General features: G+C 75.6%; 13 protein-coding genes. 5 read left to right on the forward strand and 8 right to left on the reverse strand.

Features of this window, described 5'->3' with window-relative positions; genetic code table 11:
• Positions 1-190 precede the first annotated feature (190 nt).
• Positions 191-955, forward strand: a complete 765-nt coding sequence (locus tag ACIBK9_RS14825; protein ID WP_397158371.1) for a PP2C family protein-serine/threonine phosphatase — start codon at positions 191-193, stop codon at positions 953-955.
• Positions 956-1,028: 73 nt separating this feature from the next.
• Here ACIBK9_RS14825 and ACIBK9_RS14830 read toward each other — a convergent pair whose 3' ends face one another.
• Positions 1,029-1,562: a hypothetical protein gene (locus ACIBK9_RS14830; protein ID WP_397158373.1), complete on the reverse strand. Its 534-nt coding sequence runs from the start codon at positions 1,560-1,562 to the stop codon at positions 1,029-1,031.
• A gap of 45 nt (positions 1,563-1,607) precedes the next feature.
• On the opposite strand from ACIBK9_RS14830, the gene ACIBK9_RS14835 reads away from it, so the two are divergent.
• The 3 genes from ACIBK9_RS14835 to ACIBK9_RS14845 all read left to right on the forward strand — a co-directional run bounded on the left by ACIBK9_RS14835 (position 1,608) and on the right by ACIBK9_RS14845 (position 5,268).
• Positions 1,608-3,218, forward strand: coding sequence for a PucR family transcriptional regulator (locus ACIBK9_RS14835; protein WP_397158374.1), 1,611 nt, complete (start codon positions 1,608-1,610; stop codon positions 3,216-3,218).
• Positions 3,219-3,368: 150 nt separating this feature from the next.
• Positions 3,369-4,739, forward strand: coding sequence for a diaminopimelate decarboxylase (locus tag ACIBK9_RS14840; RefSeq protein ID WP_358299616.1), 1,371 nt, complete (start codon positions 3,369-3,371; stop codon positions 4,737-4,739).
• A 184-nt stretch (positions 4,740-4,923) separates the two neighbouring features.
• Positions 4,924-5,268 carry a WGxxGxxG family protein gene (locus ACIBK9_RS14845; protein WP_397158376.1) on the forward strand — a complete coding sequence of 115 codons (345 nt, stop codon included), beginning with the start codon at positions 4,924-4,926 and terminating at the stop codon, positions 5,266-5,268.
• Between the two features lie 111 nt (positions 5,269-5,379).
• Here ACIBK9_RS14845 and ACIBK9_RS14850 read toward each other — a convergent pair whose 3' ends face one another.
• Positions 5,380-6,171: a putative protein N(5)-glutamine methyltransferase gene (locus ACIBK9_RS14850; RefSeq protein WP_397158378.1), complete on the reverse strand. Its 792-nt coding sequence runs from the start codon at positions 6,169-6,171 to the stop codon at positions 5,380-5,382.
• A 402-nt stretch (positions 6,172-6,573) separates the two neighbouring features.
• On the opposite strand from ACIBK9_RS14850, the gene ACIBK9_RS14855 reads away from it, so the two are divergent.
• Positions 6,574-8,670 (forward strand): prolyl oligopeptidase family serine peptidase, encoded by a 2,097-nt coding sequence (locus tag ACIBK9_RS14855; RefSeq protein WP_397158380.1) that lies wholly within the window; start codon positions 6,574-6,576, stop codon positions 8,668-8,670.
• Between the two features lie 15 nt (positions 8,671-8,685).
• On the opposite strand, the gene ACIBK9_RS14860 is transcribed toward ACIBK9_RS14855, so the two are convergent.
• From ACIBK9_RS14860 to ACIBK9_RS14885, 6 genes are all read right to left on the reverse strand, one after another.
• Positions 8,686-9,192 (reverse strand): DUF1707 domain-containing protein, encoded by a 507-nt coding sequence (locus tag ACIBK9_RS14860; protein ID WP_397158382.1) that lies wholly within the window; start codon positions 9,190-9,192, stop codon positions 8,686-8,688.
• Positions 9,189-9,992 carry an ABC transporter permease gene (locus ACIBK9_RS14865; protein WP_397158384.1) on the reverse strand — a complete coding sequence of 268 codons (804 nt, stop codon included), beginning with the start codon at positions 9,990-9,992 and terminating at the stop codon, positions 9,189-9,191. Before ACIBK9_RS14865 ends, ACIBK9_RS14860 begins: the two co-directional genes overlap by 4 nt.
• Positions 9,989-10,954: an ATP-binding cassette domain-containing protein gene (locus ACIBK9_RS14870; RefSeq protein WP_358299598.1), complete on the reverse strand. Its 966-nt coding sequence runs from the start codon at positions 10,952-10,954 to the stop codon at positions 9,989-9,991. The genes ACIBK9_RS14865 and ACIBK9_RS14870 overlap by 4 nt, the downstream gene beginning before the upstream one ends.
• A gap of 17 nt (positions 10,955-10,971) precedes the next feature.
• Positions 10,972-11,904, reverse strand: a complete 933-nt coding sequence (locus ACIBK9_RS14875; RefSeq protein ID WP_397158386.1) for a DUF4097 family beta strand repeat-containing protein — start codon at positions 11,902-11,904, stop codon at positions 10,972-10,974.
• 5 nt (positions 11,905-11,909) lie between these two features.
• Positions 11,910-12,464, reverse strand: coding sequence for a toxin-antitoxin system HicB family antitoxin (locus ACIBK9_RS14880; protein ID WP_397158388.1), 555 nt, complete (start codon positions 12,462-12,464; stop codon positions 11,910-11,912).
• Positions 12,465-12,535: 71 nt separating this feature from the next.
• Positions 12,536-12,925: a hypothetical protein gene (locus tag ACIBK9_RS14885; RefSeq protein ID WP_387674007.1), complete on the reverse strand. Its 390-nt coding sequence runs from the start codon at positions 12,923-12,925 to the stop codon at positions 12,536-12,538.
• Between the last annotated feature and the right edge of the window lie 76 nt (positions 12,926-13,001).

Genomic DNA, 13,001 nt, shown 5'->3' on the forward strand with positions numbered 1-13,001 from the left:
CCAATTTCTTTCGGTGGTGGTGCTCGCGCGGGGGGGGGGGGGGGGGGGGGGGGGGGGGGGGGGGGGGGGGGGGGGCCGGCCCCGCGCCGCCCCCCCCCCCCCCCCACGACGGCTGATCGGCCGTCAGTCGCATCCCGCGCAAGAGGGATGTACTGGGCAGGTGTCGTCGCGCGCGACGGGAGGGACGATCATGACTGTTTTCTCGATCTCGATTCTGCTCGGCTGCCTCTCGGTGATGGCGGTCCGGGGCCGCCGGGGGGACTGGCCACCCGGCATGCCGGCGGCGCGGCCCCGGCTGGTGACCGCGGGCGGCACGTACGACGGCTCGCACGGCCACCCCTCCGACGCCTACGTCGTCCAGGAGCGGCTGATCGCGCTGGCCGACGGGCAGGGCGGCACGGAGGTCGCGCACACGGCGGCCGCGCTGGCCCTGGGCGCCGTGGTCGCCGCCCGCCCGCAGCACTCCGCCCGGCGCGAGGAGGACATGGACGAGTGCACCCAGGCCGCCCACCGGGCCGTCCGGCGGGCCGCGTTGCGCACGCCGTCCAAGCCGGCGCTGGTCACGACGATGGACCTGCTGGTGCTCGTCCCCGGGGAGACGCCGTGCCTGCGCTTCGCCCACGTGGGCAACGGCGCGATCTGGCATTGCGCCAAGGGCGGCAAGCCGCGCCGGCTCACCACGTCGCACTCCTTCGACGACGGGCCGCTGCTGCGCGGGATCGGGCTGGCCTCCACGCTGAACCCCGAGGTCGGCACCGTGCCGCTGCGGCCGGGCGACCGCGTGGCCGTCGTCACCGACGGCGTGCTGAAGGCGCTGGGCGAGCACCGGCTGACCGAGCTGCTGGCCGTCGGCCCGTCCCCGGCCGCCTGCCTGGACCGGCTGTACGACGAGGTGGCCGCCGCGGCGCCCAAGGACGACGCCACGATGGTCGTCGCCGACTTCGTCACCGCCTGACCTCCGGCCGCCTCTGGAACGTGCCACCCGACGCGAAGGCGGGGGCCGGGTGGCACGGGGGCGCGCCGGGGCGTCAGTCCAGGCGCTGGAGGAGGCCGTACACGAACAGGGCGCGGCGGGACGTGCCCTGGCAGGCGAAGTCGACCGCCCAGTGGTGCGGGGCCGACCCCTCGCCCTGGAAGCTCACCGGGAAGCTCGCGGCGACGTCGGCCACGACGCATCCCCACGGGGTCAGGTCGGCGGCCGACAGCCGCCGGTCGCCGCCGGCCCGCACGAACCACAGGTTCCACACCTCGCCGCCGGGGCCGGTCAGCGCCTCGAACTCCAGCTCCGGCCAGGACGGCAGCCGCCAGCGGGCCACGTCGCAGGTCAGGCTGCCGAACGGGGCCTCGCCGGCGTACGCGGGCGGGCCGAGCGCCATCCGCAGCGCGGCCCGGCCCTTGGGCGCCCGAGGGGCGTGGGCCAGCCGGGTCCAGTGGGCGTGGGCGGCGCGCAGCTCGGCGCGGGAGGCGTCCAGGTCGGCCAGCGCCTGTTCCACGCGTCGCGGGTTGAGGTCGCGCATGCGGTGCATCAGGGCCAGCTCGAACTGGCGTACGCCGAATCGCATGGCCCCCAGCCTGCCAGGCGTCGTGACCTGCGTATGCTCCCCGTCATGAACAAACGGGGGCAGATCACCCTCCGCGAACTGCTCGCCTTCGACGAGGGCGGCGTCCTGCGGCTGCTGCTCGCGCCGTCGGGCCAGGACGTGCACGTGTCCGGGATGATCATCGGCGACGAGGGGCCCGCCCGCTCGTACGCGGGCCGGATCGTGCTCGCGGCCGGGCTGTTCCACTCCACCGGCGCGGCCACCGCCTCCATCCGCGAGGCGGCGCGGCGCGGCGCCGCGGCGGTGGTCGTGCGGGCGGGCGAGGACCTGGCCGACGACGCACTCGACGCGGCCGAGCAGGTCGGCATCGCCCTGCTGGCCCGCGCCGAGTGGGCCGACTGGGACGACGTGGCGACCCTGCTGCGCTCGGCCGCCGCCTACGGCGAGGCGGGACGCGGCGACCGGATGGCCGAGGCCACGGCGGGCGGCGGGCTGGCCGCGCTGGCGTCGGTGGTCGCCGAGTTCACCGGCGGCTCGATCACCATCGAGGACACCCAGTTCCGCGTGCTGGCGCACTCGGCCACCGGGCCGGAGGCCGACGAGCTGCGCCGCTCCACCATCCTGGGCGGCCGGGTGCCCGACTGGCGGGTGGACGAACTGCGCCGCAGCGGCCTGCTGCGCACCCTGTGGTCCTCCGGCGAGGTGATCCACCGGCCCGCCGACGGCGACACCCCGGAGCGGCTGATCATCGCCATCCGGAGCGGGCGGGAGATGCTGGGCTCGATCTGGGCCGCCGCCGACGGCCGCAGCCTGTCGCCCAACGCGGCCAGCGCGCTGAGCCGGGCCGCGGAGGTGGCGGTGCCGTACCTGGTGCAGCACCGGCTGCGGGAGAGCGGCGCGCGGCTGCGCGAGGAGCACGCGCTGCGCGGGCTGCTGGGCGGCGAGGGCGACATGAGCACCCACGCCTGGACGCTGGGCCTGCCGCCCGACCTGCGCTGCGCCGTCGTGATCGCCGAGACCGGCCCCGACGCGGCGGGCGAGGGCGCGGCGGCCCGGGGCCCGGCCGGTGAACGGGTGCTGGAGGTGCTCGCGCTGCACGCCGCCTCCTACCGGACGGGGGTGCGGGTGCTGCGGGAGACCGGCCGGGTGCTGGCCCTGGTGCCGGTGCGCGGCGGCGACGAGCGGGACGTGCTCGGGCTGGCCCGGGAGCTGGACGGGCTGGCCGCCTCGACGCCGGGCGCCGCCGCGGTGCTGGTGGGGGCGGGGTCGGTGGCCGCCTCGCCGCTGGTCGCGGCGGCCTCGCGGGAGGAGGCCGACCTGGTCGTACGGGTCCTGCGCGCCCGCGCCGCCGGCCCCCGCCACGCCTTGGCGGCCGACCTCGGCCCCGCCCTGGACGTGCTGCGCGTCCTGGACGCCGTCCGCCCGGTGTGGGAACGCGGCAGCGGCCCGGTGTACGACCTGGTCCACGCCGACCTGGCGGCGGGCGGCGAGCTGGTCCGCTCGATCGCCGCCTACCTCGACGCCGCCGGGGACGTCGGCCGCGCCGCCCGCCGGCTGGTCCTGCATCCGAACACCCTGCGCTACCGGCTGCGCCGCGTCCGCGAGCGCTTCGGCGTCGATCTCGACGACCCCGACACCCGGCTGCTGCTCACGCTCGCCGTGCGCCTGGCCGCCTGACCTGGGGCTCCGGATTTTCTTGGCCGAGTGGACAAAGCCGTAGGCGGGCTTTGTCCGCCCGGCTGAAGACTTGGCCTGCGGTCATGGCCGAATCTCGTCTGGCCCCCCTCCGAAACTCCCTCTTTCCCGATGCATCCAGGAGCCTTGGACGTGATCCAGAGCAGTGCCACGCTCGCGCCCGCCCCGGCCCGCGGCACCACCGCCGAACGCGCCGCCCACGTGCTGCGCCATGCCGTACGCGCCGGCGCGCTCGGCCCGGGCGAGCCCGTCGCCGGCTTCGTCGACACCGCCGGCGTGCGGGACTCGGTCAGGGCGTTGCACGAGGCGTTCGGCGAGGTCCCGGACGTGCTGCACACCTTCGCCGCCAAGGCCGCGTCGCTGATCCCCGTCCTGCGGCTGCTGGCCGCCTCGGGCATGGGGTGCGAGGTGGCCAGCCCCGGCGAGCTGCGGATCGCGCTGGACGCCGGGTTCGCGCCGGGCACGATCGTCTTCGACTCCCCCGCCAAGACCCGCGAGGAGCTGCGCCAGGCCCTGTCCCTGGGCGTCGCGGTCAACGCCGACAGCCTGGCCGAGCTGCGCCGCATTGACGAGCTGCGCGCGCCGGACTCCTCCTCGGTGCTGGGGCTGCGAGTGAACCCGCAGGTCGGCACCGGCACGATCGGCGCGATGAGCACCGCGACCGCCACCTCCAAGTTCGGCGTCGCGCTGCGCGACCCGGGGGCCCGCGAGGCCGTCGTCCGCGCCTTCGCCGAACGGCCGTGGCTGACCCGCCTGCACGCGCACGTCGGCTCCCAGGGCTGCCCGCTGGAGCTGATCGCGGCGGGCATCGCCGAGACCTACCGGCTGGCCGAGGAGATCAACGCGACGCTCGGGGTCCGGCAGATCACCAGCATCGACATCGGCGGCGGCCTGCCGGTGAACTTCGACGGCGACGAGGTGGCCCCCACCTACGCCGACTACGTCGCCACGCTGCGCGCGGCCGTCCCCGGGCTGTTCGACGGCCGGTACGCGCTGGTCACCGAGTTCGGCCGGTCGCTGCTGGCCAAGAACGGCTTCGTCGCGGCGCTGGTGGAGTACACCAAGGACGCGGGCGGGCGGCGGGTGGCGATCACCCACGCGGGCGCGCAGGTCGCCACCCGCACGGTGCTCATGCCGGACGCCTGGCCGCTGCGGGTCGGCGCGTACGGCCCGTCGGGCGACCCCAAGGACGGCCCCCTGCTCGCCCAGGACGTCGCGGGCCCGTGCTGCTTCGCCGGTGACGTGGTCGCGCACGCCAGGGAGCTGCCGGAGCTGGCCGAGGGCGACATCGTCGTGCTGCACGACACCGGCGCCTACTACTTCTCCACCCCGTGGGCCTACAACAGCCTGCCCTATCCGGCGGTGCACGGCTTCACCGTCACGGCGGACGGCGACGTCCGGCTGAGCGAGGTGCGCCCGGCGCAGACCCTGGACGAGATCGCCGCGGCCAGCGGGCTGGCCCAGGCCGACGCGCTGACCGGCCTCCTGGCGGCCATCGCCTGAACGCCTGCCGTCCCAACTATGGCGGTATGTCCTGGTTTGTGGGGATTGTTTGCGCGGGTGGGGGTAGGTCTACCAGCGAGTATGGAGTTCTCGCTCCATTTCGGGGGAACCTTCCGGGCCGTCGCCCGGAAGGCGCGACAGGCGGCTCTCCGCCTTGAGGGCCGCCGGATCCGGGGGAACCCACATGCGCAAGACGCTCACCGGCCTGGGGATGGCATTCTGCTTGGCGCTGGCCCCGGCCGCCACCGCTGTGGCGGACACGCCCGTCGTCCAGAGCCAGGCGACGCCGAGCCCGCAACCGACCGAGAACAAATACGACGAGGGCGGCGGCAACGGCGGTCTGTGGGGCCTGCTGGGGCTGCTCGGACTGCTGGGGCTGGCGGGCCTGCGCAAGGGCCGCAACCCGGTGGGGACGGCTGAGCACATGACCACCCGCCCGACAGGGACCACAGGTACCACCGGGACCACGGGTACCACCGGAACCACGACGGGGACCACCGCCAACCCCACCCGCCCGCAGCGTCCGTGAGGACGCGGGCGGTGCCCGGCACGCTCCGGCGCGCCGGGCACCGCGCTGCCCGCCCCCAGCAGCGCCGCCGCAGCTCAGCCCGCCGCGGTCCGGTTGGAGTGGGTACGGGGCTCAGGCGGGGCGGGTGGCGATGACGGCGGTGGCGTCCAGTTCCTCCGAGACCGTGGCTCGCGCCGGGAGCCCCGCGGCCATGGCGGCCCGGACGGTGGCCGCGGCCTGCCGTTCGCTGGTCTCCACCAGCAGATGGCCGCCCGGCGCGAGCCAGCCGGACGCCCCCGCGATCACCCGCCGCACCACGTCGAGCCCGTCGCCGCCGCCGTCGAGCGCCATCAGCGGCTCGTGCAGGCGCGCCTCGGGCGGCAGCAGGCCGACCGACTCGGTGGGCACGTAGGGCGGGCTGGCGATCAGGATGCCGACGCGGCCGCGCAGCGAGCCGGGCAGGGCGTCGTACAGGTCGCCCTGGTGGACGTGGCCGCCGGGCAGGTTGAGCCGGGCGCAGCGCACGGCGGCGGGGTCGAGGTCGGCCGCGTGCACCTCGGCCCTCTCCCCCAGCGCCGCCGCGACCGCGGCGCCCATCGCGCCCGTGCCGCAGCACAGGTCGAGCACGACGGGCGGGCGGCCGGCCCGGCGGGCCAGCGCGACGGCCTGACGGATGAGGAACTCGGTGCGCGGACGCGGCACGAACACGCCGGGCTCGACGGCGACGCGCAGGCCGCAGAACCGCGCCCAGCCCAGGACGTGCTCAAGCGGCAGCCCGCCGGCCCGGCGCTCGACCATCCCGGCCAGCTCGGCAGGGGTACGGGCGGTGGAGACCAGCAGCTCGGCCTCGTCCTCGGCGAAGACGCAGCCGGCGGCGCGCAGCCGGGTGACGACGGCGGACATGGGGATCGGGGAGGGGGACATGGGGAGCCTTTCGGGATGCCGATGGGCGCTCCCCGCGGTCACCTGGCCCAGGCGGGCCGGACGTGTGCCGGAAGGGAGCCCCAGCCTGACGAAGCGGTAATGGGTCTCACCTCCTACGGACGATCTCGGCCAGAGACCGTCACAGTACCAGAGCCGATCCGGCCCGACGCGGGCGGCCGCCGGGGATCTCCCCCGGTCACACGCACGCCGCCACGCGGATGATCATGTAGTAAAATGTCCGGGAGCTCGGCCGCGGAGATCGTCCCGGCCAGCAGGAGGCGGCCGCGGGAGCCGCGCGAGAAGTCCCGCCGATCACCTGACACGAACGAAGCGCACACCACTACGGTGTGCGCTTTTTGTCGTGCCCGAAAACCGGACCACAGTGAGAGGAACCAGGCACATATGCCGCACCACGACGACGACACCAAGATCAGCCTGCCCCGGCAGTTCGCCCGCACCCGGCGGTTCACCCTGGGCGCCCCCTCGGCCTTCACCGTCTCGGCGGACGGCTCCGTCGTGCTGTTCCTGCGCAGCCGCGCCGGCGACGACCCGGTCACCTGCCTCTGGGCCCTGGACGCCGGCTCCGGCGAGGAGCGGCTGCTCGCCGACCCCGCCGCGCTGACCGGCGGCGGCACCCAGGGGATCGGCTCCTACGCCACGGACGACGCGGCCGGCCTGGCGGTGTTCACCCTGGCGGGCGCGCTGTGGGCGGTGGACGTCCCCACCGGCGCGGCCCGTACGCTGCCGGTGCCCGGCACGGCCCGCGACCCGCGGCCCGACCCGGCCGGGCGGCTGGTCGCCTACCTCTCCGGCGGCGCGCTGCGGGTGATCGGCGCGGACGGCGCCGGCGACCGCGCCGTGGCCGAGCCCGACGGGCCGGACGTGCGGTTCGGCGTGGCCGAGTACGCCGCGTCCGCCTCGATGGGCCGATCCCGCGGCTACTGGTGGTCCCCCGACGGCGCCCGCCTGCTGACGACCCGGGTGGACGAGGCCGGCGTCGCGCTCTGGCACGTCGGCGACCCCGCCGAGCCCGCGCGCCCGCCCCGGGCCGTGCGGTACCCGGCGGCCGGCACCGCCAACGCCGACGTCACCCTCTGGATCGCCGGGGTGGACGGCAGGGTGGACGGCGGGGTGGACGGCGGGCGCGTCGAGGTCGCCTGGGACCGGACCGCCTTCGAGTACGTGACGGCCGCCGGCTGGGACGCCCACGGCCCGTACCTGTCGGTGCAGAGCAGGGACCAGCGGACGGTCCGGGTGCTGGCCGCCGACCCGGACTCCGGCCGGACGCGGCTGCTGGCCGAGCAGCACGATCCGTACTGGGTGCAGCTCGTCCCGGGCACGCCCGCCCGTACCGGCTCCGGCCGGCTGGTCGCCCACGCCGACCTGGACGGCACGCGGCGGCTCACCGTCGGCGGCGTCCCGGTCACGCCGCCCGGCCTGCACCTGGAGGCGGTGCTCGGCGTGGACGGCGAGGACGTGCTCTTCACCGCCTCCGACGACCCCGCGCAGACCCACCTGTGGCTGCACACCCCGGCGGCGGGCGCCCACCGGCTCAGCGTCGCGCCCGGGGTGCACGGCGGGACCCGGCGCGGGGGCACCCTCGTCCACGTCATCCGCACCGCCGAGCACCCGGGCGAGCGCGTCCGCGTGGAACGCCCCGCGGCCGGGGCGGCGTCCCCGGCGCGGAGCGGGGTCGAGGTGGCGTCGGCGGCGCAGCGGCCGGTGCTGGCGCTGCGCCGGCTGTCGCTCGTCACCACCGGGCGCGAGCTGCGCAGCCACCTGCACCTGCCCTCCTGGCACCGCCCCGGCGACCCGGCGCTGCCCGTCCTGCTGGACCCGTACGCGGGGCCGGCCGGACGCCGGGTCACCGACGAGCAGGCGCCGATGATGTTCGTCTCGCAGTGGTTCGCCGAGCAGGGGTTCGCCGTCCTGGTCACCGACGGGGCCGGCACGCCGGGCCGCGGCCCCTCCTGGGAGCGCGAGGTGCACGGCGACATGTTCGGCCCCGTGCTGGCGGACCAGGTGGCCGCCCTGCACGCGGTCGCCGCCCGCCACCCGGAGCTGGACCTGCGCCGGGTCGCGATGCGCGGCTGGTCGTTCGCGGGCACGCTGGCCGTCCTGGCGGTGCTGCGGCGTCCGGACGTCTTCCACGCCGCCGTCGCCGGCGCCGGCACCAGCGAGCAGCGTCTGTACGACACCCACTGGCGGGAACGTTTCCTCGGCCACCCGGACCGCCACCCCGACCGCTACGAAGCCTGCTCGACCCTGGTCGAGGCGCACACCCTGGCCCGCCCCCTGCAGCTCGTCCACGGCCTGTCCGACGACAACGTGTTCCCGGCGGGCACGCTGCGCCTGTCGTCCGCGCTGCTGGCCGCGGGACGCCCGCACGAGGTGCTGCCGCTGTCCGGCGCCTCCCACGCCCCCACCTCGGACGAGGACGTCTTCGAGGGCCTGCTCCTCCTCCAGCTCGACTTCCTCCGCCGCCACCTGAACGGGTAGCCGCCGGGGGCCCGGTCAGCGGCGGGCCGGGCGGATGAGCAGGCGGCCGTAGGGGAGGTCGCCGGTCACCTGGACGTGCGGGTGGCCGGGGCGGGGCCGGCCGGGGACCTTGCAGGTCACCCGCCCCCACTCGGACCGCACCCCGTCGGCGTTCGCGGTGGCGCCCGCGGGCAGGACGATCGTGGCGCTGCCGTACGCCAGCAGCAGCTCGATGTCGACGCGCGCGTACGGCACGTGGGCCCGCGACAGGTCGAGCCGCACCCGGCCGTACTTGGAGTCGACGCACAGGCGGCGCGGGACCTCCCAGTCGCCGGTCCGGGTGACGGCGCCGCCGGTGGAGCCCAGCCGGACCACCTCGTCCGGCAGGTCGGCGACGATCGGCGCCAGCTCGCGGGCGGAGGTGGCGGTGAGCGCCAGTTCGAGCCGCCGCTCCAGCTCGCCGGGGTCGAGCCGGCCGTCCGCGTACGCCTGCTGGACCAGCTCGACCGCCCGCTCGCGGTCCGCGCCCGAGACGGTGTTCATCGGCTGACGGCCCTGTTGTACAGCCGCGTGGCCAGCGGCACGAACACGGCCAGGAGCAGCACGGACCACAGCAGCGACACCGGCACGGCGTGCCGCAGCGGCCAGGCGGCGGGCTGGGGCAGTGCGGCGCTGGTGTTGCCGAACAGCTCACGCGCGGCCTGGACGAGCGTCGAGACCGGGTTCCACTCGGCGATCGGCCGCAGCGGGCCGGGCAGGCGCGTGCTGTCGGCGAACGCGTTGGACAGGAACACCAGCGGCAACGAGGTGAGGGTGGCGAGGTTGTTGAACACCTCGGGCGTGCGCAGGGCCAGCGCGACGGTGGCCGTCACCCAGGAGAAGGCGTAGGCGAACAGCAGCAGCATCGCGAACCCGAGCACCGCCTCCGGCGGCGAGCTGTGGACGCGCCAGCCGACCAGCAGGCCGACGAGCGCCATGGTGGCGATGCTGGTGACGTTCATGATCACGTCGCTGACGGTCTGGCCGGCGAGCACCGCCGTCGGGGACATCGGCAGGGTGCGGAACCGGTCGAAGATGCCCTTCTGCAGGTCCTGGGTGAGCGTGTAGCCGGTGATCTGCGCGCTGGTGACGATCGTCATGACGAAGATCCCGGGCAGCAGGTACTCGCCGTAGGACATGCCGGGCAGCTCGATCATGCTGCCGAAGACGTAGGTGAACAGCACCACGAACACGATGGGCAGCATGATCACGCCGCCCAGCAGGTCGGGGGCCCTGCGGATCTTGAGCGCGTTGCGCCTGGCGATGGTCAGGCCGTCGGCGGCGGCCAGCTGGAAGGCGTTCATCGAACGGTCTCCTCGGTCTTGTCGGCGGCCTGGCGTCCGGTGAGGGTGAGGAACACGTCGTCGAGGGTGGGCCGGCGCAGCCCGGCGTCGCGTACGGCGATCCGCTCGGCGGCCAGGTGGCCGAGCGCCCGGGTCAGCGCGGCCGCGCCGCCGGTCACCGGGATCGTCATGCGCAGGGCGGCGGCGTCGACCTGCATCTCGCCCAGGGCCAGCGGCGCCAGGGCGCGGGCGGCGTGGTCCAGGCTCGCCGCGCTGGTCACCGAGAGCTGGATGCGGTCGCCGCCGACCTGGTCCTTCAGCTCCTCGGCCGTGCCGCGGGCGATCACCCGCCCGTGGTCGACCACCACGATGCGGTCGGCGAGCCGGTCGGCCTCCTCCAGGTACTGGGTGGTGAGCAGGACGGTGGTGCCCTCCCGGACGAGCTCGGCGATGACGTCCCACAGGGCGATCCTGGCGCGGGGGTCGAGGCCGGTGGTGGGCTCGTCCAGGAACAGCACGGGCGGGTCGGCGACCAGCGCGCCGGCCAGGTCGAGGCGGCGGCGCATGCCGCCGGACCAGCCGCGCACCGGGCGGTCGGCGGCGTCGGCGAGGTCGAAGCGGTCCAGCAGCTCGCGGGCGCGCTCGCGGCTGCGCCGGGCGCCCAGGTGGTAGAGGCGGCCGACCATCTCCAGGTTCTCGGCGCCGGTGAGGTGGTCGTCCACGGCGGCGTACTGGCCGGACGCGCCGATGCGGGCGCGCAGCCGGCGGGCGTCGCGGACGACGTCGAACCCGGCCACCGTGGCGTGGCCGGCGTCCGGTCGCAGGAGCGTGGTGAGGATCCTCACCGTGGTGGTCTTGCCGGCGCCGTTGGGGCCCAGCAGTCCTAAGACGGTCCCCTCCGGGACGGTCAGGTCGACGCCGTCGAGGGCGGCCACGTCGCCGAACCTCTTGGTCAGCCCCTCGACCACGATCGCGTCTGGCATGTCGGTCTCCTCGGTCGTCAGGAACGGTGGATGTCGATGTCGCCGTGCGTGGTGTGGGCGTGGATCTCGACGGTGCGCGCCGCGTCGCCGGGGTCGTCGCCGGGGTCGAGGGCGACGTTCACGGTGCCGTACCGGGAGCTGACGTCGAGCCAGGCGGAGATGCCCTCGGGGACGCCGACGTCCAGGCCGCCGCCGGTGGTCTCCATGACGACCGTGCCGGACGCCACCTCGCGGATCTCCACGCCGGCGTAGGCGGTCTTGGCGACGACGCCGGCCAGCGGGCGCTCCACGGTGATGTCGCCGTGGGCGCTGTTGAGCCGCAGCTCGCCGGTGACCTCGCCGAGGCGCACGTCGCCGTGGGCGGTCTTGACGGCGGCGGTGCCGTCGATCTCGCCGACGCGGATGTCGCCGTGGTTCGTGGTGATCTCGGCGTGCCCGCGGGCGCGGGTGACGGAGACGGTGCCGTGGGTGCTCTTCAGGCGCAGCCGGCCGGCCTCCTCGACGCGGATGTCGCCGTACGTGGTGGTCGCCGTGACGTCGCCGAGCCGCCCGCGGCACGACAGGCCGCCGGACGTCCTGGCGTCGAGGCGGGAGCCGGCCGGCAGCTCGACCGTCACCTCCACCGAGCCCGTGCCGAGCAGCAGCGAACGCGCCCAGTCGGCGGGCGACTCGACGAGCTTGCCGAGCGAGAGCCCCCAGCCGAGCGTCGGCGCGCCCTGCTCCCTGTCGGCGGCCACCGTGAGCCTGCCGTCGGCGTAATGGACCTGGACGTGCCGGGCGGCCTGCACGTCGGCGTCGTTGTGCTCGTCGCTCGGGCGGACCTCGACCACGGTCTCGCCGCGGTCGCCCGCGACGACGCGGACGGCGGCGGTCGCCAGGTCGAGGACGGCGACGATGGGGCGGGGCGTGTCGAAGGCCGGCATTCCGATCTCCCTGTCATCGGTCGGCATGGTCATCAGCGCACCCAGCCGCTGTAGCGGTTGCCGGTCTGCGGGGCCGGGCGCCGGGCGGCGCGGCGGGTGGCGTCGCGGGTGGCGTCGCCCGGGTCGAGCGCCGCTGAGACGGCGCGGACCAGCCAGGCGTTGACGGACAGCCCGTCACGCGCGGCCGCCTCCTCGATGCGCGGCTTGAGCGCCTCGGGCACCCGGAGGGAGATGCGGGACGTGCCGCCCTCGTCGGCCTCGGGGGGCGGCGGCGGTGTCGGCGGCCGCTCGCCCGGCCCGGCGCTGACGGGCGGTTCGTCCTGGTCCGGGAACGGGTGGGCGGCGGGCGGTGACGTCACGACGAAGGCGGGGTCGCGGCCGCGCAGGCGCACCTCCACCGAGCCGGGCGCGAGGTCCTGGGTGATCTCGTCCGCGGCGGCCGACAGGGCCTCCAGCAGGGCGAGCCGGGCGGCCGACTCCAAAGTGGCGGCGAAGCGTTCGGCCAGCGCACGGGCCTCCTCGCCGCCCGTCCCGGCGGCGAGCATGAGCTCCCGCCGGAGTTGATCGACATACGGGGCAAGGTCCATGACGCCATCATGACACGCGATGTGACGTCATCGCAATGCGCTATGGCGTCATTATGGCGTCACATGACGTCTCAGGCGGGCGGCGGCCCGGACAGCGCGGTGACGACGCGGTGGCGCAGCAGCTCGTACTGCTCGCGGCACCGGCGCGGCGCGTCCGGGGGACGGTGCTGGAGCTGGGGATTCACGATGACCTCGCCCGGGTGGAACTGGTCGGAGGTGAAGTCGACCTCAGTGCCGCCGGGCAGCACGTTCCAGTAGTGGTGGCCGACCTTGACGCCGTCGGCGTGCACCTCGGCCAGGATCAGGTCTCCGCCGAGCAGGTCCTGGACCACCAGCGCGGTGATCCCGCACTGCCCCCTGGCCGGGTTGTCGGCCCGCCACTCCTCCCGCGCGGCGGTGTCGCAGGTGTCGGGCCCCCAGGCGGCGCGCAACGTCGGCCGCAACAGTTCCAGTATCAGCATCCGGGGAGTGTCGCAGGCGGCCCCGACAGTTCACCGGCCGGCCGGCGCCGCGGGTGGACCCTTCCCGCCCCGCGGC

It is taken from the genome of Nonomuraea sp. NPDC050227 (assembly GCF_044459705.1).
GTDB lineage: Bacteria > Actinomycetota > Actinomycetes > Streptosporangiales > Streptosporangiaceae > Nonomuraea.